Origin of the sequence: Roseococcus pinisoli (assembly GCF_018413645.1) — a bacterium.
Classification (GTDB): Bacteria; Pseudomonadota; Alphaproteobacteria; order Acetobacterales; family Acetobacteraceae; genus Roseococcus; species Roseococcus pinisoli.
On the sequence record NZ_JAHCDA010000002.1, the window covers coordinates 1043683 to 1061363 of the forward strand.

Genomic DNA, 17681 nt, shown 5'->3' on the forward strand with positions numbered 1-17681 from the left:
GGTCAATCCTCCCTCAGGACGCCGCGCGCCAGGATGAAGGCGGCGGCGTCGGCGATGTCTCCGGCGATGGCGGCGCGGGCGGCCGCGCCGTCGCGGCGGCGAAGCGCGGCCAGGGCGGCGGCGTGGTAGCGCGGCGCCGGCGTGTGCGCGAGGCGACGCGGGTCGCCGCGCATGTCGAGGTTCAGCACCGGCCCCGCGAGCAGCCAGAGCCGTTCGATGGCGCCCTCCAGCAGCGGCATGCGCGCGGCGGCATAGATGGCGAAGTGCAGGTCTCGGTTGAGGGCGACGGCCTTGGCCCCGTCGGGCTCGCGGCTCGCGACCATGGCGGCGAAGGCGCGCTCGATCTTCGCGATGGCCGAGAGGTCGGCCTTCGTCGCGGCCAGGGCCGCGCGCTCGGCGGCCAGGCCCTCCATCTCCTGCCGGAGATCGGCCAGCTCCTCGAAGCGCGCGCGCGACATCACCGGCACGCGCACGGCGCGGTTGGGCGAGACCTCCAGCGCGCCATCCTCGGCCAGCCGGCTCACGGCGGCGCGGATCGGCATGGTGGAGGTGCCGAGGCGCTCGGCGAGGTCGCGCAGGGAGAGCCGCTCGCCCGGCCCGACGTGGCCTGAGGTGAGCAGCGCCGCGATGCGGTCGTAGGCGGTGTCGCCCTTCGTCGGGGGGCTCGGTTTCTGGGTGCTGGACAAGGGTGCGCTTCCTGCGCGACTATGAACCGTGATCACAGTCGGCGGCAACAGCCGACACACGAAGGGAAGACCATCATGTCCATGACCCGCCGCGGCATCCTTGCCGCGTCCGCATTGGGCCTTGCCGCCCCGTCGATTTCCTACGGCCAGTCCGACGTCATCCGCCTCGGCCACCTCACGCCCCGCACCGGCTTCCTCGGCCCGCTCGGCGAATACGCGGTGCAGGCCGCGACGCTCGCCGGCGAGGAGATCAACGCGGCCGGCGGCATCAACGGCAAGCGGCTGGAGATCCTCTTCGAGGACAGCGTCAATCCGCAGACCGGCAGCGCCAAGGCCGAACGCTTCGTCCAGCGCGACCGCGTGGCCGCCATCGTGGGCGAGATCAACTCCGCGACCGCCCTGGCCATCGCCCAGGTGGTGACCCGCGAGCGCGTGCTCTTCATCAACACCGGCGCCAATTCCGACACGCTGCGCGGCTCGGATTGTCAGCGCTTCATGTTCCACGTCGAGGGCCAGAACTCGATGTACGTGAAGACGGTGGGCCGCGCGCTTGTCGCGGGCGGGCTGGTCCGCGGCAAGAAGTCCTACGCCCTCACCGCCGACTACGCCTTCGGCCATGACCTGCTGCGCGTGGCCCGGCGCTTCCTCACCGAGAATGGCGGCACCATCTCCGGCGAGGACCTGATCCCGACCGACCTCACGGATTTCTCGCCCTTCCTGCTGAAGATCCGCCAGGCGCGGCCCGACCTCGTGGTGGCCAACCTCGCGGGCGCGCAGATCACCAACTTCCTCAAGCAGTATTCGGAGTTCGGGCTGCAATTCCCCGTCGCGGGCTTCGGCTTCGACACGGCGCTGGCCTGGGGCGCGGGCCAGGGCAACTTCCTCGGCACCTGGCCGGTGATGTGGCACCACCTGATCCAGGCACCCTCCGCCCAGACCTTCGTCCGCGCCTTCACGGCGAAGTACAACCGTCCGCCCGAGAATCAGGCCTGGGGCGACTACCTGGCGGTGAAACTGATGGCCCGCGCCATGACCGAGACGCGCGGCACGGACGGCATCAAGATCGTCGAGTATTTCGAGGGCGAGGGCCGGGTCGACATCCTGAAGGGCCGCGAGGGCTATTTCCGCAAGCGCGACCACCAGCTCATGCAGGAGGCCTACGCCATCACCGCGCTGCCGGCGCGCGAGGTCCGCAACCGCTGGGACATCTTCCGGTCGGGCCCGGCGGTGCCGGGGCCGGACGAGCCGCTGGATGCGATCGCGGCCACGGCCGAAGAGAACGCCTGCACCTTCCGCTGATGACCTGAAATGGGGCCGCCGGCACTGGGCGGCCCCCTGCTCCAGGATATCCCCCCTTGCAGCTCATCTTCATCCTCGAGCAGGTGCTGAACGGCCTGCTGGTCGGCTCCCTCTACCTGCTGATCGCGCTGGGCCTTTCGCTCATCTTCTCGCTCGGCGGGATCGTGAACCTGGCGCATGGCGCCTTCTACGCGATCGGCGCCTATCTCACCGTGGCGCTGGCAGACCATATCGGCTTCGGCGGGGCCTTCCTGGCCGCGCCGGCGCTGGTCGCGCTGCTCGGCCTCGTCATCGAGCGCTTCCTGCTGCGCCGCTTCTACCGGGCCGATCCGATCCTGAGCCTGCTGCTCACCTTCGGCCTCGCCATGGTGGCGGAGCAGACGCTGCGCATGGTCTTCGGCGCCGCGCCGGTGCCCTTCTCCATTCCCCAGGAGCTGCGCGGACAGGTCCTGATCGGGGACTTCATCTATTCGCGCTACCGGCTGCTGATCCTCGCGGTTTCCGCCGCCGCGGTGCTGGGCCTCTGGCTGCTGCTGTCCCGCACCGCCTTCGGCCGCGTGGTCCGCGCGGGCGTGCAGAACCCGGACATGGTTGCGGCGCTGGGCATCTCGCTGAAGCCCTATATGAGCGCGGTCGTGGCGATCGCGGTCGGCCTCGCGGCCCTGGCCGGCGTGATGACCGCGCCGATCAGCGGCGTGCACCCCGCCATGGGGGCCGAGATCCTGACCTTCGCCTTCGTGGTCGTGGTCATCGGCGGCCTCGGCTCCTTCTGGGGCGTCATCGCGGCCGCCTTCATCGTGGGCGTGGTCCGCGGCCTCGCCGCCTATTTCTACCCGCCGGCCACCGAGGCCTCGGTGTACCTCCTCATGGTGCTCGTTCTGCTGCTGCGCCCGCGCGGGCTCTTCGGCGAGCGCATCCAGAAATTCGAGTGACCCCCGATGCGTGACGCTCGTTCCCTCCTCGTCGCGGCCGCCGCGCTGCTGATCCTGCCCTTCGCGCTGGATCTGCTGGGCCTGCCGCTGAAGACCGCGACCGATGTCGTGATCTTCGCCATCGCCGCCATGGGCCTGAACATCCTGGTCGGCAGCACGGGCCTGGTCTCCTTCGGCCATGGCGTGTGGTTCGGGATCGGCGCCTTCGCGGCCGCCATCCTGCAGCGGCACTATTTCCCGGGCGCCATGCTGGCCCCCGGCCTCGCCGCGCTGGTCATCGTGGGCCTGGGCTCCGCGGTGGCGGGGCTCGTCATCCTGCGGCGGCGGGGCGTCTACTTCTCCCTGCTGACCCTGGCGCTGACCGCCATGAGCTTCGCCATCGCCTTCCGCTGGACCGAGCTGACCGGCGGCGAGAACGGCTTCGGCGGCATCGAGCGCACCCCCTTCTTCGAAGACACGCGGCATTACTACGCGCTGGTGGCCGTCATCGCGCTGGTGGCCTGCATCGCCCTGTGGCGTTTCCTGCGCTCGCCCATCGGCACCGTGCTGGTGGCGATCCGCGAGAACGAGCAGCGGGCGGGCTTCATCGGCTACCACACCAACCGCTACAAGCTGGTGGCCTTCGTCGTATCGGCAACGCTGACCTCGCTGGCGGGCGTGCTCAGCACCTTCAACCACCGCTTCGCCAGCGCCGACCCGCTGAACATCGCCTTCTCCGGCGAGCTGCTGGCCATGGTGGTGATTGGCGGCATGCGGTCCTTCCTGGGGCCGGCGCTGGGGGCGCTGTTCTACATTCTCTTCCGAGAATTCCTGTCGATCTACACAGCCAACTGGCTGCTGGTCTTCGGCCTGCTCTTCGTGGGCTTCATCGTCTTCAGCCCGAACGGGCTGGTGGGCGTGGCGGAGCGGCTGCTGGCGCCGTTCCGGCCCAAGGCGCCCGACCTCGACGCCGCCATGTCCGCCCGCCGCGTGGAGGCACCGACGCCGGTGCCGCGCGAATTCATCCGCCCCGGCGTGACGCAGGGCGCGGCGCTGGCGGCCGAAGGCATCCAGAAGTCCTTCGGCGGGGTGCGCGCCGTGCGCGACGTCTCCTTCGCCGTGGCGGATCGGAGCCTGCATGCGCTGATCGGCCCTAACGGCGCCGGCAAGACCACGGCCTTCAACCTTCTCTCCGGCATGTTCGCGCCCGACCAGGGGCGCGTGGTGCTGGACGGGCGGCAGATCGGCGGCCTGGAACCCTACGCCATCACGCGGGCGGGCATGGGGCGGTCCTTCCAGATCACCAACCTCTTCCCCGGCCTGACGATCGAGGAAAACATCCGCCTTGCCGTGCAGGCGCGGCATACCGAGCGCTTCTCGCCCTGGCGCGACGCCCGCGCCATCCGGGAGATCAACGCCGAGACGGAGACCCTGATCCGCTGGATGGGCCTGGCCGGCATCGAGCATGCCGAGGCGGGCGCCCTTTCCTATGGCGGGCAGCGTCTGGTGGATATGGGCCTGGCGCTGGCCACCCAGCCGCGCGTGCTGCTGCTGGACGAGCCGCTGGCGGGCCTGGCCGCGGCCGAGCGGCTGCGCGTGGGCGACCTGATCAAGCGCCTCTCCGCCGACATCCCCGTGCTGCTGGTGGAGCACGATATCGACCGCGTCTTCCAGATCGCCGACCACGTCACCGTCATGAATGAGGGCGAGGTGCTGGTCGACGGCGGCGTCGAGGATGCGCGGGGCGATGAGCGCGTGCAGGCCGTCTATCTCGGCAGCGGCGCGCATGCGGTGGCCGCCAAGCCCCGCGAGAGTGCCGCCGAGGAAGCCACGCTGCTCGCCCTGGAGGGCGTGAATACCTATTACGGGAAGAGCCACATCCTGCGCGACGTCTCGCTGACGCTCCGCAAGGGCGAGGTGATGGCGCTGCTGGGCCGCAACGGCGCGGGCAAGTCCACGCTGCTCAAGACCGTCATGGGCATCGCGCCGCCCGCCTCGGGCCGCGTGACGCTGGCCGGCGAGGAACTGGCCGGGCTTTCCGCCGAGGTCGCGGCGCGGCGCGGCGTGGGCTTCGTGCCGCAGGGCCGCGGCCTCTTCGCGGGCATGACGGTGGAGCAGAATCTGAGTCTCGGCCGGCTCAAGCGCCTCACCGGCGCCGGCACGCATTGGGAGGAGGAGCGCGTGCTGACCTTCTTCCCGCGGCTCAAGACGCGCTGGAAGGTCGAGGCGGACCGGCTTTCGGGCGGCGAGCAGCAGATGGTCGCGGTCGCCCGCGCGCTGGTCGGCGACACGCGCGTGCTGCTGCTGGACGAGCCCTTCGAGGGGCTGTCGCCCGCCATCTCGGAGGAGCTCTTCGAGGCCTTCGACAAGCTCCGCCACGAGGTCTCGATCGTGCTGGTGGACCATCATCTCGACCTGGCGCTCGCGCTCTCCGACCGCACCGTCGCGCTCGAGCGCGGCAGCGTGACGTGGAGCGGCGAAAGCCGCATGCTGCGCGACGACCAGGAACTGCGGAGAAAGGTGTTGTGGCTGTAGCGGCCCCGCATCCCTTCCCCGCCGGAAAGCGTGCCCACAAGCAAAAGGACTGAGCCATGGCCAAGCCACGCCGCGTCATCATCACCTGCGCCGTCACCGGCGCGATCCACACGCCCAGCATGTCGCCGCACCTGCCCATCACGGCGGCCGAGATCGCCGAGGCCGCGCTGGGCGCCGCAGAGGCCGGGGCGGCCATCGTGCACCTGCACGCGCGCAACCCGGAGGACGGCAAGCCCGACCAGTCGCCGGAGGCCTTCGCGCCCTTCCTCGGCATCATCAAGCAGTCGTCCAACTGCGTGGTGAACATCACCACCGGCGGCGCGCCGACCATGACCATCGAGGAGCGCGTGCGCCCCGCCGCGACCTACAAGCCCGAGGTGGCGTCCCTGAACCTCGGCTCGATGAATTTCGGCCTCTTCGGCATGCTGAACCGCTTCAAGGAATTCAAGCATCCCTGGGAGAAGGAGTACCTTGAGAACAAGGACATCATCTTCCGGAATTCCTTCAAGGACATCGAGTACATCCTGACGACCTGCGCCGGGAACAACACGCGCTTCGAGTTCGAGTGCTACGACACCTCGCACCTCTACAACCTGAAGTACTTCTTCGATCAAAGGCTGGTGAAGGCGCCGCTCTTCATCCAGACGGTGTTCGGCCTGCAGGGCGGCATCGGCGCGCATCCGGACGATGTGATGCACATGAAGCGCACGGCCGACCGGCTCTTCGGCGACAACTACCAGTGGTCGGTACTGGGCGCCGGCTCCAACCAGCTGAAGATCGCGGCGATCGCGGCGGCCCAGGGCGGCAACGTCCGCGTGGGGCTGGAGGACAGCCTCTGGGCCGGGCCGGGTCGCCTCGCCTCCAGCAATGCCGAGCAGGTGCGCCTGGCGCGCCAGATCATCGAGGGCCTGGGTCTCGAGATCGCGAGCCCGGACGAGGCACGCGAGATCCTCTCGCTCAAGGGCGGTGATCAGGTCGCCTTCTGATGAGTTCCAAGGCCGATCTGCTCCGCGCGAAGCTGGACCCCGACAGGCCGGCCCTCGCCATGGCGGCGCATAACCCTCTCGCCGCCAAGCTGGCGGCGGAGGCCGGCTTCGACGCCATCTGGGGCAGCGGCTTCGAGCTCTCGGCCAGCTATGCCGTGCCCGATGCCAGCATCCTGCCCATGGGCACGCATCTCGAGATGATGCGTGCCATCGGCGAGGTGCAGGAGGCGCCGGTCGTCGCCGATATCGACACCGGCTTCGGCAATGCCGTGAACGTCGCCTATGCCGTGCCGCGCTACATCGCGGCCGGCGTGGCGGCGGTGGTGATGGAGGACAAGACCTTCCCGAAGGACAGCAGCCTGCGCCCCGGGGGGCGACAGGAGCTGCTGCCCGTCGAGGAGTTCCAGGGCAAAATCGAGGCGGCGCGCGCGGCCGGGGACGTGCTGGTGGTCGCCCGCACCGAGGCGCTGATCGCGGGACTCGGCGAGGCGGAGGCGCTGCGACGCGGCGATGCCTATGCCGAGGCGGGCGCGGATGCCGTGCTGATCCACAGCAAGCAGAAGACGCCGGACGAGATCCTGTCCTTCTGCCGCGCCTGGCCCGGGAAAGTGCCGCTGGTGCTGGTGCCGACCAGCTATCCGCAGCTCTCCTTCGCCGAGGTCGCGGCGCTGGGCAAGGTGGGCCTCATCATCTGCGGCAACCACGCGATCCGCGCCGCGGTCGGCGCCATGCGCGATACCTTCCGGCGGATCCTCGCGGAAGGCGGCATCGCGGGCGTCGAAGCGGGCATCGCCTCGGTGGGCGATGTCTTCGCGCTGCAGGGCGATGCGGCCATGCGCGCCATCGAGAAGGCCTATCTGCGATGATGCAGTTCAACCATGTCGCCCAGCGCGTCGTCGGCCGGCACTTCGAGAGCATCGTCGCGCTTTTCGTGGAGCGGCTCGGATTCGTGGAGCTGCGACGGACGGAACGCGCGATCTGGCTGCGCCAGCTCGGCGCCAACATCGATCTTCAGCTTAGCCGGAGTGAGGCGACGCATCGCGAGGAGGACCGCCTCCGTTCGCAGATCTCCTTCCTCAGCGAGACGCCCGAGGCAGACCTCCGCGACCTCGCGCAATGGCTTTCGGAGCGCGGCATTCCCGCCACCGTCGGCGCCTATTCCGACCGCGAATTCTACCTGGATGCCCCCGATGCGCTGGTCGATGTCGTGATCGAGGCGATGCGTCCCGAGCTCGCGGATTACGGCATGTAAGTCCGGCGCGGCCACGCCTTCGCGACGACGTTCCCACGCCGGATTGTCGTCGTCGCCATGAAGGCGTGAGGCGCTTGCCTATCGAAGAAAGCGGATATCTACTGCCTCCAGGACACGAGCTGACATCGATCGGCCGGCCGGAGGAAATGTCACGATGCCACCAGGCGAACCGCGCCCATGGTGATCTATCTGCTGCGCAGACTCGGACTCGCGCTGATCACCTGCGTCTTCATCTCGATCTTCACCTTCGTCATCATCCGGCTTCCGCCCGGTGACTTCGTGGATGCCTATATCGCGAACCTGGCCGCGAGCGGCAGCTCCGTCTCCGCGGAGCAAGCCGAAGCGATGCGGCGCGAATACGGCCTCGATCGTCCGGTCGTCGTTCAGTACGGCATCTGGATGGGCCGCGTGCTCAAGGGTGATTTCGGCGTCTCGATGGTCTGGCGCCGCCCCGTCACGGAAGTCATCGGCGACCGGCTCTGGCTCACCATGGCGGTCTCGGTCTCGGCGCTGTTCCTCACCTGGATGATCGCGCTGCCGATCGGCATCTACTCCGCGATGCGACAATATTCGATAGGCGACTACATCTTCACGACATTGGGCTTCATCGGCCTCGCCATACCGAACTTCCTGCTCGCGCTGATCCTGATGTATCTGGGCTTCCGCTATCTGGGCCTCAATGTCGGCGGCCTCTTCTCGGCGGAATATGCGCAGGCGCCCTGGAGCCTGGCGCGCGTCTGGGATCTCACGAAACACCTCCCCCTCCCCGCCGCCGTCCTGGCGATGGCCGGCACCGCGCAGCTCATCCGCATCATGCGCGCCAACCTGCTCGACGAGCTGCGCAAGCCCTACGTCGTCACCGCCCGCGCCAAGGGCCTGACGGAAATGCGGGCGGTGCTGAAATACCCGGTGCGCGCGGCGCTCAATCCCTTCGCGAGCTCGCTGGCCTATCTGTTCCCCTACCTTGTCTCGGGCAGCATCATCGTCTCGCTGGTGCTGGGCCTGCCGACGGTGGGGCCGCTGCTGCTGCAGGCGCTCGTCGCGCAGGACATGTTCCTGGCCGGCGCCATCGTCCTGCTGCTCGGCGTCATGACCGTCATCGGCACGCTGATCTCGGACATGCTGCTCATGTGGATCGACCCACGCATCCGGCTGGAGGGGCGCTGAGATGAGCATCGCGATCGATACCGCCACTCCCCCGTCCGCCCCTCTGGACGAGAAGGCCGCCGCGGCCGAGGCGCGCTACGCCCAGGCCACGCAGCTGCAGCTCACCTGGTGGCGCTTCCGCAAGCATAAGCTGGCGCTCGTCAGCCTCGTCGTCATCGTCCTCTTCTACGCCGTCGCGATCTTCGCCGACTTCCTCGCGACCACCGATCCCCATGCGACGGATGCGCGGCGCAGTTTCATCCCGCCGCAGGGCATCCACTTCTTCGACGAAAACGGCTTCAACCCGCATGTCTACGGGCTGCGCGGCGTGCGCAACCCGCGCACCTTCCAGCTCGCCTATTCGCCCGACCCTTCGCGCAAGCTGCCGGTGCGGATGTTCGTCCGCGGCTATACCTACAACCTGCTCGGCATCTTCGAGACCAACATCCACCTCTTCGGCGTCGAAGGCGCGCGGGCGGGTGAGAGCATGTTCCTCCTCGGCACGGACCAGCTGGGGCGGGATCTCTATTCACGCATCCTGGTCGCGACGCGCATCTCGCTCTTCATCGGGCTTGCCGGCGTGGTCCTGAGTCTCTTCCTCGGCGTTCTGCTGGGCGGCGTCTCGGGACTCTACGGCGGGTGGGTGGACCTCGTGATCCAGCGCATCATCGAGGTGCTGCGATCAGTGCCCACCATCCCGCTCTGGATGGGCCTCGCCGCCGCGCTGCCGCGGACCTGGAACGTCATCCAGGTCTATTTCGCCATCACCATCATCATCTCGCTGATCGGCTGGACCGACCTCGCCCGCGTCGTGCGCGGCCGGTTCCTGGCGCTGCGCGAGGAGGATTTCGTGGTGGCGGCGGAGCTTTCGGGCGCCAGCCAGGGGCGGATCATCTTCCGCCACATGCTGCCTTCCTTCACCAGCCACATCATCGCGGCGACCAGCCTGGCCCTGCCCGCGATGATCATCAGCGAGACCTCGCTGAGCTTCCTGGGCCTCGGCCTCCGGCCGCCGGCGGTGAGCTGGGGCATCCTCCTGCAGGATGCCCAGAACATCCAGGTGCTGTCCGGCGCGCCGTGGCTGCTGGTGCCGGCCATCCCGGTGACGATGGTGATCCTCGCCTTCAACTTCCTCGGCGATGGCCTGCGCGATGCGGCGGACCCCTATGGCTGACAGAACCTCCCTCGCCGTCCGCGACCTCGCGGTCGAATTCCGCTCCGAGCAGGGGGTCGTGCGCGCGCTGGACGGCGTTAGCTTCGACCTGCATGCCGGCCGCACCCTCGGCGTCGTCGGCGAAAGCGGCTGCGGAAAATCCGTCACCGCGCGGTCGATCCTGCGCATCGTGGACCGTCCGGGCCGCATCACCGCGGGCCGCATGATCCTCGACCCCGGTACGCCGCGGGAAGTGGATCTCGCGCAGCTCGATCCGGAATCGAAGGAGATGCGCGGCGTCCGCGGCGGGCGCGTCGGCCTGATCTTCCAGGAGCCGATGACGGCGCTCAGCGTCCACTACACGGTCGGCAACCAGATCATGGAGGCCGTCCTCCAGCATGCCGACATCTCCAAGGCCGAGGCGCAGAACCGCGCCATCGAGCTGCTGCGGGAAGTCGGCATCCCGCGGCCCGAGACCCGCATCTCGGCCTATCCCTTCGAGCTCTCGGGCGGGCTGCGGCAGCGCGTGGGCATCGCCATGGCGCTGGCCGGCGATCCGGAGATCGTCATCGCCGACGAGCCCACCACGGCGCTCGACGTCACCACCCAGGCGCAGATCCTCTCCCTCCTGCGGCGCCTGCAGGAGGAGAAGAACATCGCGCTCATGCTCATCACCCATGACATGGGCGTGATCGCCGAAATGGCCGACGAGGTGGCGGTCATGTATCTCGGCCGGGTCGTGGAATTCGCGCCGGTGGAGGAGGTCTTCTCCGAGCCGCGCCACCCCTATACGCGCGCCCTGCTGCGTGCGGTGCCGAGCATCCTGGCCACGCCGCGCCAGCGCCTCTCGACCATCGGCGGCGCCGTTCCGCATCCGGGCGCCCGGCCCTCCGGCTGCCCCTTCCACCCCCGCTGCTCGGAGCAGCTCGGCGCGCTGTGCACCGAGCAGTCGCCCCGGCCCGTGCCGCCCGGACGATCCGGCGCGGCCTGCTTCAAGGTCGATCAGAGCGAGGCTGTCACCGCATGAACCTGCTCGAAGTCCAGGACCTGAAGAAGCACTACCCCATTCGCGCGGGGCTGATGCGCCGCGAGGTGGGCCGGGTGCGCGCCGTGGACGGCGTCAGCTTCCACATCGCCCAGGGCGAGACACTGGCGCTGGTGGGTGAGAGCGGCTGCGGCAAGACCACCGTCTCCCGCTGCATCCTGCGCGCGCTCACCGTCACCTCCGGCGCCATCCGCTTCGCCACCAGCGAGACGGAGACGGTGGACCTCGCCACCCTGCCGAAGCGCCAGGTCCGGCCGCTGCGGCGGCATATCCAGATGATCTTCCAGGACCCCTATGCGTCGCTGAATCCGCGCATGATGGTCGGCGACATCATCGCGGAGCCGCTGAAGGTCAACGGCGTGCCGGCGGCCGAGCGGCGGGACCGCGTGGCCGAGCTACTGGAGCTCGTGCAGATGCCGCAGAGCGCGCGCATCCGCTTCCCCCATGCCTTCTCGGGCGGGCAGCGGCAGCGCGTGGGCATCGCCCGCGCCCTCGCCCTGAACCCCCGGCTGGTGGTGGCGGACGAGCCGGTCTCGGCCCTCGACGTCTCGGTGCAGGCGCAGATCATCAACCTGCTGCTCGACCTTCAGGACCGGCTGGGCCTGTCCATGCTCTTCGTGGCGCATGACCTCAGCGTGGTGCGCCACGTGAGCGACCGGGTGGCGGTGATGTATGTCGGCCGCATCGTCGAGGTGGCGCCGACGGACACGCTCTACCGCGCCCCGCTGCATCCTTACACCGAGGCCCTGCTGGCAGCGGTCCCGGCGCCCGACCCGTCGCGCCGCGGCCGGCGCCGCGTGGCCCAGGGCGAGGTGGCCGACCCGGCCAACCCGCCGCCCGGCTGCGCCTTCCACCCGCGCTGCCCCTATGCCGTCGATCGCTGCCGCATCGAGCGGCCGGAGCTGACGCCGACGGGCTCGGGCCGTTACGTCAGTTGCCATCGCGCCGCCGAGCTCGATCTCGTCGGCGTCCGCTAAACCAAGAAACAGAGGGAGAAACGCCATGCGGCGCAGGGAATTGGGGGCTTTGGCCCTGACCGGGGTCGCCGGCGCGGCCGTCGCGCAGACCGGCGGCAGCTTTCATGATTCGGGCCTGATCGGCCAGCTTGAGGGGCCGACCATCGTCACCGACGAGGCCCGCCGTCCCCGGCAGTTCAAGGAAGCGCCGATGCTGGCCGAGCAGGTCCGCGCCGGCCGCCTGCCGCCCGTCGACCAGCGCCTGCCTCAGGACGTGATGGTCGTGCAGCCGCTGCGCAGCGTCGGCAAGTACGGCGGCACCTGGCGCCGCGGCTTCATCGGCCCGGGCGACAGCGAGAACGGCAACCGCATCATGTCGGCCGACAAGCCGCTCTTCTTCGATGCTTCCGGCACGGAGCTGCAGCCCTGCCTCGCCCGCGGCTACGAGGTGAGCGACGACGGCCGCCGCACCACGGTCTTCCTGCGCCGCGGGCAGAAATGGTCCGACGGCTCGCCGCACACCGCGGATGACTGGCTGTTCTACTTCAACGACATCTACGCCAACCGCGACCTCGTCCCCTCGCCCGCGCCGGAGCTGGCCTCCAACGGCAAGCCGGGCCGGATCGTGAAGGTCGACGAGCACACGATCGCCTTCGAATTCGACGACCCGTACTTCCTGTTCCCGCAGATGCTGGCCGGCGACACGCTCATCGGCGGCGGCAACACGCGGCAGCAGTCGCAGGGCCAGAGCTACGGCATCTATGCGCCGGCCAACTACCTCAAGGCCTTCCTGCCCAAGTACACGCCGATGGAGCAGCTCACCGCCCAGGCCCGCGCGGCCGGCTTCGGCAATTGGGTGGAGCACTTCAAGTACAGGTCCGACTGGCGCCTGAACCGCGACCTGCCGACCCTTTCGGCCTGGCGGATGGTGCAGCCCATCAACACCCAGCTCTGGGTGCTGGAGCGCAACCCTTACTACTACGCCGTCGACACCGAGGGGCAGCAGCTGCCCTATATCGACCGCGTGCAGATGTCGCTGGCCGAGAATCCCGAGGTCATCAACCTGCGCGCCATCGCCGGCGAATACGACTACCAGGAGCGCTTCATCGACCTCGGCAAGCTGCCGGTGATCATCGAGAACCAGCAGCGCAGCCGCTACAAGGTGCATCTGGACCCGGGCTTCAACGGCGCCGATTCCGTGCTCTTCCCGACCATCACCTACAAGGAGGACGCCGAGATCGGCGACCTGCTGGCCAAGGTGGACTTCCGCCGCGCCCTGGCGCTGGGCATCGACCGCGACCAGCTGAACGAGGCCTTCTGGCTCGGCCTCGGCACGCCGGGCTCGGTCGTGCCGGACGACAACCTGCCCGAGAATCCCGGGCCGGAATGGCGCCAGAAATGGTCCACGCTCGACATCCCGCAGGCCAACCGCCTGCTGGACGGCATCGGCCTGCAGCGTAAGGATCGCGAGGGCTTCCGCCTCCGGCGCGACAACGGCCAGCGCCTGCGCATCGAGATCGCGGTGGGCCAGACGCTCTCCCCCACCTGGCCGCAGCAGGCCGAGATGATCGCCCAGCATTGGCGCCAGATCGGCATCGCGACCGACGTGAAGGTGATGGAGCGCAGCCTCTGGTACACGCGCGCTTATACGGACCAGCACCAGATCGCGCTCTGGACCAATAACGGGACGGAGAGCCTCTACCTTTACCCGCGTTATACCCTGCCGGTGGACCCGATCGGCGCTGTCATCAGCAATGTCTATTCGCACTGGTACGCTTCCAACGGCGCGCGCGGCGAAGCGCCGACGGATCCCAAGCTGCTCCGTGCCTACGAGCTGATGCGCTCGGCATCCGGTCAGCGGCAGGAGGAGCGCAACCAGACGGCCAAGGAAGTCTGGAAAATCGCGGTCGACGAGCAATGGGGCATCGGCCTCGTCGGGCTCTCGCCGGCCTTCATGGGCGTGCGCGTGGTGAGCGAGAAGCTGGAGAACGTGCCGGCGCGAACGGGCATTTCCCAGCACTGCCGCACGCCCTGGGGCGCCCGCCCGGATCAGTGGTACTTCAAGAGCTGACACCCATGGGGAGCCGGCGTGCCCGGCTCCCTCCCCCTCCAAAGGGAGGCGCGTGCCTCAGCCAGCCAGGAGGTCGATGTAATCCTCGGCCCGGGTTTTCGCCCGGGACGGCAATTCGCGAATCAGGGCGCTCGTCTCGATCAACGCCTGCACGCCCAGGGCACTCGCCTCGCCGTCGCGCGGGAAGATCTCCTCGCCGGTGCAACGGCACCTCGTCGCGTGGCTCCCAGAACGAGACGAAGCCCTGCTCCATCGCGATGCGGTTCAGCGGCACGCCCCCAGCCGAGCCGCGACCTCCTCGATCCCATTGATGTCATCTCACGCCGGGGCCTCATCGCCGCCGATGCCCAGATAGGCCCGCTGCACCTCGGGGCTGCGGGCCAGTTCGTCCGCCGGCCCCTCCAGCACGGAGCGACCGGTCTGGATGACGTAGCCCCGGTCGGCAATGTCCAGCGCGAGCTCGACGGACTGTTCCGCGATGAGCAAGGTCAGCCCCTCGTCGCGCAGGACCTGCAGCTTCTCGTACATCATCTCGACGATGGCCGGCGCGAGGCCCAGCGACGGCTCATCCAGAAGCAGCAGGCGCGGCGCGCTCATCAGCGCGCGCCCCACCGCCAGCATCTGCCGCTCGCCGCCGGAGAGCGTGCCAGCCGCCTGGCGCCGCCGTTCCTTGAGCTTCGGCAGGAAGGCGAAGACCTTCTCCAGCAGTTCCGCCTCGCGCTTGCGGTTTCCCAGCGGCGTGGCGCCCAGGCGCAGGTTCTGCTCCACGGTCTGGTTCACGAAGAGCCGCCAGCCCTCCGGCGCCAGGGCAAGCCCGCGGCCGACGACCGCAAAAGCCGGCTGACCGGCGATCGAAGCGCCCTCCCACAGCACCTGGCCCGCCGTGGGCCGGACGAGGCCGATGATCGCGTTCAGCACCGTGGTCTTGCCCGCCCCGTTCGAGCCGAGCAGCGCGACCACCTCACCCTTGCGAACCTCCAGCGACACGTCCGACACGCCCACGAGATCGCCGTAGCGGACCTCGAGGTTCCGGACGCTCAGCAGCGCGTCGGTCATGCCCTCGCCTTCCGGTTGAGGCTGCGGCCCAGATAGGCCTCGATGACCCCCGGGTCCTGCACCACGTCCTTAGGCGCCCCCTGCGCGATCACCTTGCCCTGGTGGAAGACCACGGCCCGGTTCGCGAGCGACAGGATGACCTCCATCACATGCTCCACGATGACGAGGGTGATGCCGCGCGCATGGATGCGGCGCACCAGCTCGATGGCGGCCCGTACCTCCGTGGGCGTCAGGCCGGCCAGTGCCTCGTCGAGCAGCAGGATCTCGGGCTCCGTCGCCAGGGCACGGGCGATCTCCAGGCGCTTGCGCGCTGGTGTCCCCAGGCTGCCGGACCGTGCCGCCGCGATGGGGCGCAGGCCGGTGAAGTCGATCACCTTCTCGGCGGCAGCCACGGCATCGGCGGTGCGCGGGTGCCGCAGGAAGGCACCCACCATCACGTTCTCCAGCACGCTCAGGTCGTCGAACACCGCGGGCACCTGCCAGCTCCGAGCGAGGCCCAGGCGCGCATGCTCCTCGGGCGTGGCCCGTGTCACGTCGTGGCCCCGCAGCATGATCGTGCCCGAAGCCGGCTGCCGGTCTCCTGCCAGGCAGTTGAAGAAGGTGCTCTTCCCCGCGCCGTTCGGCCCGATCAGCCCGATGATCTCGCCCTTGCCGATACTGAGCGAGGCGCCGTCGACCGCGCGGAAGCTTCCGAAGGCGACGACGATGTCGCGGGCTTCCAGCAAAGGGGCATCAGCCGGCATGTCGCGCCCTCCAGGCCTTGAGGCGGGACAGGATCTCGGCCAGCCCTCCCGGTGCGAAACGGCTGATGAACACGATGATGGCGCCGTAGACGACATAGGTGACGCCCGTGCCGCTTCCGCCGAACATCGCGTTGGTGATCTCCTCGAGGGGTACCAGGATCGCCGCGCCGACCAGCGGACCGAACAAGGTGCCCGCGCCGCCCAGCGCCGCCGCGATCACCATCTTGACCGAGAGAAGGATGCCAAGTCCGCTATCGGGATCGACGAAGCCCAGCATGGCCGCATAGAGCGAGCCCGCGAGCGAGGTGAAGCCCGCCGACGCCAGAAGCGCATACATCTTGTAGCGCTCCGCCGGCACCCCGAGGCTGCGCGCCGCCCGCTCCTGCCCACGGATCGCGCGGAGATAGAAGCCCATGCGCGAGCGGCTCATCCACCAGGTGAAGAGCAGGAGAACGCCCAGGACGCCGCCGAAGATATAATAATAAGGCAGGGGGCTGATGAAGGAGAGATCGAGCACCGACCGCGGCATCGCCGGCCCCGAGACACCCACGGCCCCACCGAGGATCGGCGTATTGGTGACGATGATCCGCGCGAGCTCGGCCAGGGCGATCGTCGCCATCGAGAAGTAGTGGCCCTTCAGCCGCAGCGTCGGCCGGCCGACGACGAGCGCCAGCAGGAGCGACACCGCGACGCCGAAGGGCGCGCCCAGGATCGGCGCCCATTCGAACCAGGTGAAGCCCAGCAGCGACGCATAGGCGCCACAGCCGAAGAACAGCACATGGCCGATCGAGATCTGGCCGGCATAGCCGCCGACCAGGTTCCAGGCCGAGGCGGACAGCGCGGCCAGCATCACCAGCGCGCCGACGCGCTGGTAGAACTGATCCTCGATCAGCAGTGGCCAGACCAGCACGGCGGCCAGCACCAGCGCGCCAAGGAGCAGCCGGCTCGCGGCGCGGGGCGCTGCCGGCATCGTCTTCGCGCTCATGCCTTGCCCAGCAGACCCTGCGGCCGGAACCACAGAACGGCGAGGAAGAGAATGAAGACGACGACGTCCTTGAAGGCCGGCCCGATCCAGAAGGAGGTCAGGGATTCGATGATCCCGATGGTCAGGCCCGCCACCAATGCCCCCGGCACGCTGCCGAAACCGCCCAGACAGACGACCACGAAGGCGATCAGCGCGAGGGATTCGCCCACCGTTGGCGTGATGTAGAAAAACAGCGCGATGAGGGCGCCGGCCACCCCCGTGCAGGCAGCACCTAGGCCCCAGGCCAGGGCCTGCATGGGATCAGGCCGGATGCCGACCAGCATGGCCGCGTTCCGATCCTCCGCCACGGCGAGCAGGCGGCTGCCCAGCGCGGTTCGCGTGAGCAGCAGATGCAGGCCGATGGTCAGGATCAGCGCCGCGATCCCCGCCACGACACGCGAGGGTTCCAGGCGCAGGCCGGCCACGGTCTGCACTTCCCCCAGCAGGTTCTCCGGCAGCGACAGGAAATTGGCGGAGAATATCCAAAGCGTGGCGTAGCGAAGGACCAAGGCCAGCCCGAAGGTGCCCAGGATCTGCGCCAGGATGGGGCCGCGCATAACGTGGCGCACCAGCCCGTAATAGACGACGACACCGAGAAGAAAGAGCATCATCGCGGCCAGCGGCACGAAGAACTCCGGCCCCAGATGCAGCGCCGTGAAGGCGATGAAGGCGACGTACATCGCGATCATGACGAAGTCGCCATGGGCGAAGTTGACCACGTTCATCATGCCCCAGATCAAGGTGAGGCCGGATGAGAACAACGCATAAACGGCCCCTACCAGGAAACCGTTCAGCACCACCTGCGCAAGGATCATGGG

The 17681-nt window shown here is 68.8% G+C and carries 16 protein-coding genes; 11 read left to right on the forward strand and 5 right to left on the reverse strand.

The window, feature by feature from the left end:
• Positions 1-2: 2 nt before the first annotated feature.
• Positions 3-686 (reverse strand): GntR family transcriptional regulator, encoded by a 684-nt coding sequence (locus KHU32_RS13660; protein WP_213670630.1) that lies wholly within the window; start codon positions 684-686, stop codon positions 3-5.
• 75 nt (positions 687-761) lie between these two features.
• On the opposite strand from KHU32_RS13660, the gene KHU32_RS13665 reads away from it, so the two are divergent.
• From KHU32_RS13665 to KHU32_RS13715, 11 genes are all read left to right on the forward strand, one after another.
• Positions 762-1985: an ABC transporter substrate-binding protein gene (locus KHU32_RS13665; protein ID WP_213670631.1), complete on the forward strand. Its 1224-nt coding sequence runs from the start codon at positions 762-764 to the stop codon at positions 1983-1985.
• A 56-nt stretch (positions 1986-2041) separates the two neighbouring features.
• Positions 2042-2917: a branched-chain amino acid ABC transporter permease gene (locus KHU32_RS13670; RefSeq protein ID WP_213670632.1), complete on the forward strand. Its 876-nt coding sequence runs from the start codon at positions 2042-2044 to the stop codon at positions 2915-2917.
• A gap of 6 nt (positions 2918-2923) precedes the next feature.
• On the forward strand, positions 2924-5431 hold the full coding sequence (locus tag KHU32_RS13675; RefSeq protein ID WP_213670633.1) for a branched-chain amino acid ABC transporter ATP-binding protein/permease: 2508 nt from the start codon (positions 2924-2926) through the stop codon (positions 5429-5431).
• Positions 5432-5487: 56 nt separating this feature from the next.
• Positions 5488-6417 carry a BKACE family enzyme gene (locus KHU32_RS13680; protein WP_213670634.1) on the forward strand — a complete coding sequence of 310 codons (930 nt, stop codon included), beginning with the start codon at positions 5488-5490 and terminating at the stop codon, positions 6415-6417.
• Entirely contained in the window at positions 6417-7283 is an 867-nt protein-coding gene (locus KHU32_RS13685; protein ID WP_213670635.1) for a phosphonopyruvate hydrolase, read from the forward strand. Before KHU32_RS13680 ends, KHU32_RS13685 begins: the two co-directional genes overlap by 1 nt.
• Complete coding sequence (locus KHU32_RS13690; RefSeq protein WP_213670636.1) at positions 7280-7669, forward strand: hypothetical protein; 390 nt, start codon at positions 7280-7282, stop codon at positions 7667-7669. Before KHU32_RS13685 ends, KHU32_RS13690 begins: the two co-directional genes overlap by 4 nt.
• 177 nt (positions 7670-7846) lie before the next feature.
• Positions 7847-8836, forward strand: coding sequence for an ABC transporter permease (locus KHU32_RS13695; protein ID WP_213670637.1), 990 nt, complete (start codon positions 7847-7849; stop codon positions 8834-8836).
• A 1-nt stretch (position 8837) separates the two neighbouring features.
• Complete coding sequence (locus KHU32_RS13700; protein ID WP_213670638.1) at positions 8838-9989, forward strand: ABC transporter permease; 1152 nt, start codon at positions 8838-8840, stop codon at positions 9987-9989.
• The gene (locus tag KHU32_RS13705; protein WP_213670639.1) at positions 9982-10995 is read left to right on the forward strand and encodes an ABC transporter ATP-binding protein; all 1014 of its coding nucleotides are present in this window, start codon (positions 9982-9984) and stop codon (positions 10993-10995) included. Before KHU32_RS13700 ends, KHU32_RS13705 begins: the two co-directional genes overlap by 8 nt.
• Entirely contained in the window at positions 10992-11990 is a 999-nt protein-coding gene (locus tag KHU32_RS13710) for an ABC transporter ATP-binding protein (protein WP_213670640.1), read from the forward strand. Before KHU32_RS13705 ends, KHU32_RS13710 begins: the two co-directional genes overlap by 4 nt.
• Positions 11991-12015: 25 nt before the next feature.
• The gene (locus KHU32_RS13715; protein ID WP_213670641.1) at positions 12016-14040 is read left to right on the forward strand and encodes an ABC transporter substrate-binding protein; all 2025 of its coding nucleotides are present in this window, start codon (positions 12016-12018) and stop codon (positions 14038-14040) included.
• Positions 14041-14358: 318 nt separating this feature from the next.
• Here KHU32_RS13715 and KHU32_RS13720 read toward each other — a convergent pair whose 3' ends face one another.
• Genes KHU32_RS13720 through KHU32_RS13735 form a run of 4 tightly spaced genes read right to left on the reverse strand, consistent with a single transcriptional unit; the run spans position 14359 to position 17678 of the window.
• Positions 14359-15096, reverse strand: a complete 738-nt coding sequence (locus KHU32_RS13720; protein WP_213670642.1) for an ABC transporter ATP-binding protein — start codon at positions 15094-15096, stop codon at positions 14359-14361.
• The gene (locus KHU32_RS13725; RefSeq protein ID WP_249681026.1) at positions 15093-15839 is read right to left on the reverse strand and encodes an ABC transporter ATP-binding protein; all 747 of its coding nucleotides are present in this window, start codon (positions 15837-15839) and stop codon (positions 15093-15095) included. Before KHU32_RS13725 ends, KHU32_RS13720 begins: the two co-directional genes overlap by 4 nt.
• Positions 15829-16824, reverse strand: coding sequence for a branched-chain amino acid ABC transporter permease (locus KHU32_RS13730; protein ID WP_213670643.1), 996 nt, complete (start codon positions 16822-16824; stop codon positions 15829-15831). The genes KHU32_RS13725 and KHU32_RS13730 overlap by 11 nt, the downstream gene beginning before the upstream one ends.
• Complete coding sequence (locus tag KHU32_RS13735) at positions 16821-17678, reverse strand: branched-chain amino acid ABC transporter permease (protein WP_213670644.1); 858 nt, start codon at positions 17676-17678, stop codon at positions 16821-16823. Before KHU32_RS13735 ends, KHU32_RS13730 begins: the two co-directional genes overlap by 4 nt.
• Between the last annotated feature and the right edge of the window lie 3 nt (positions 17679-17681).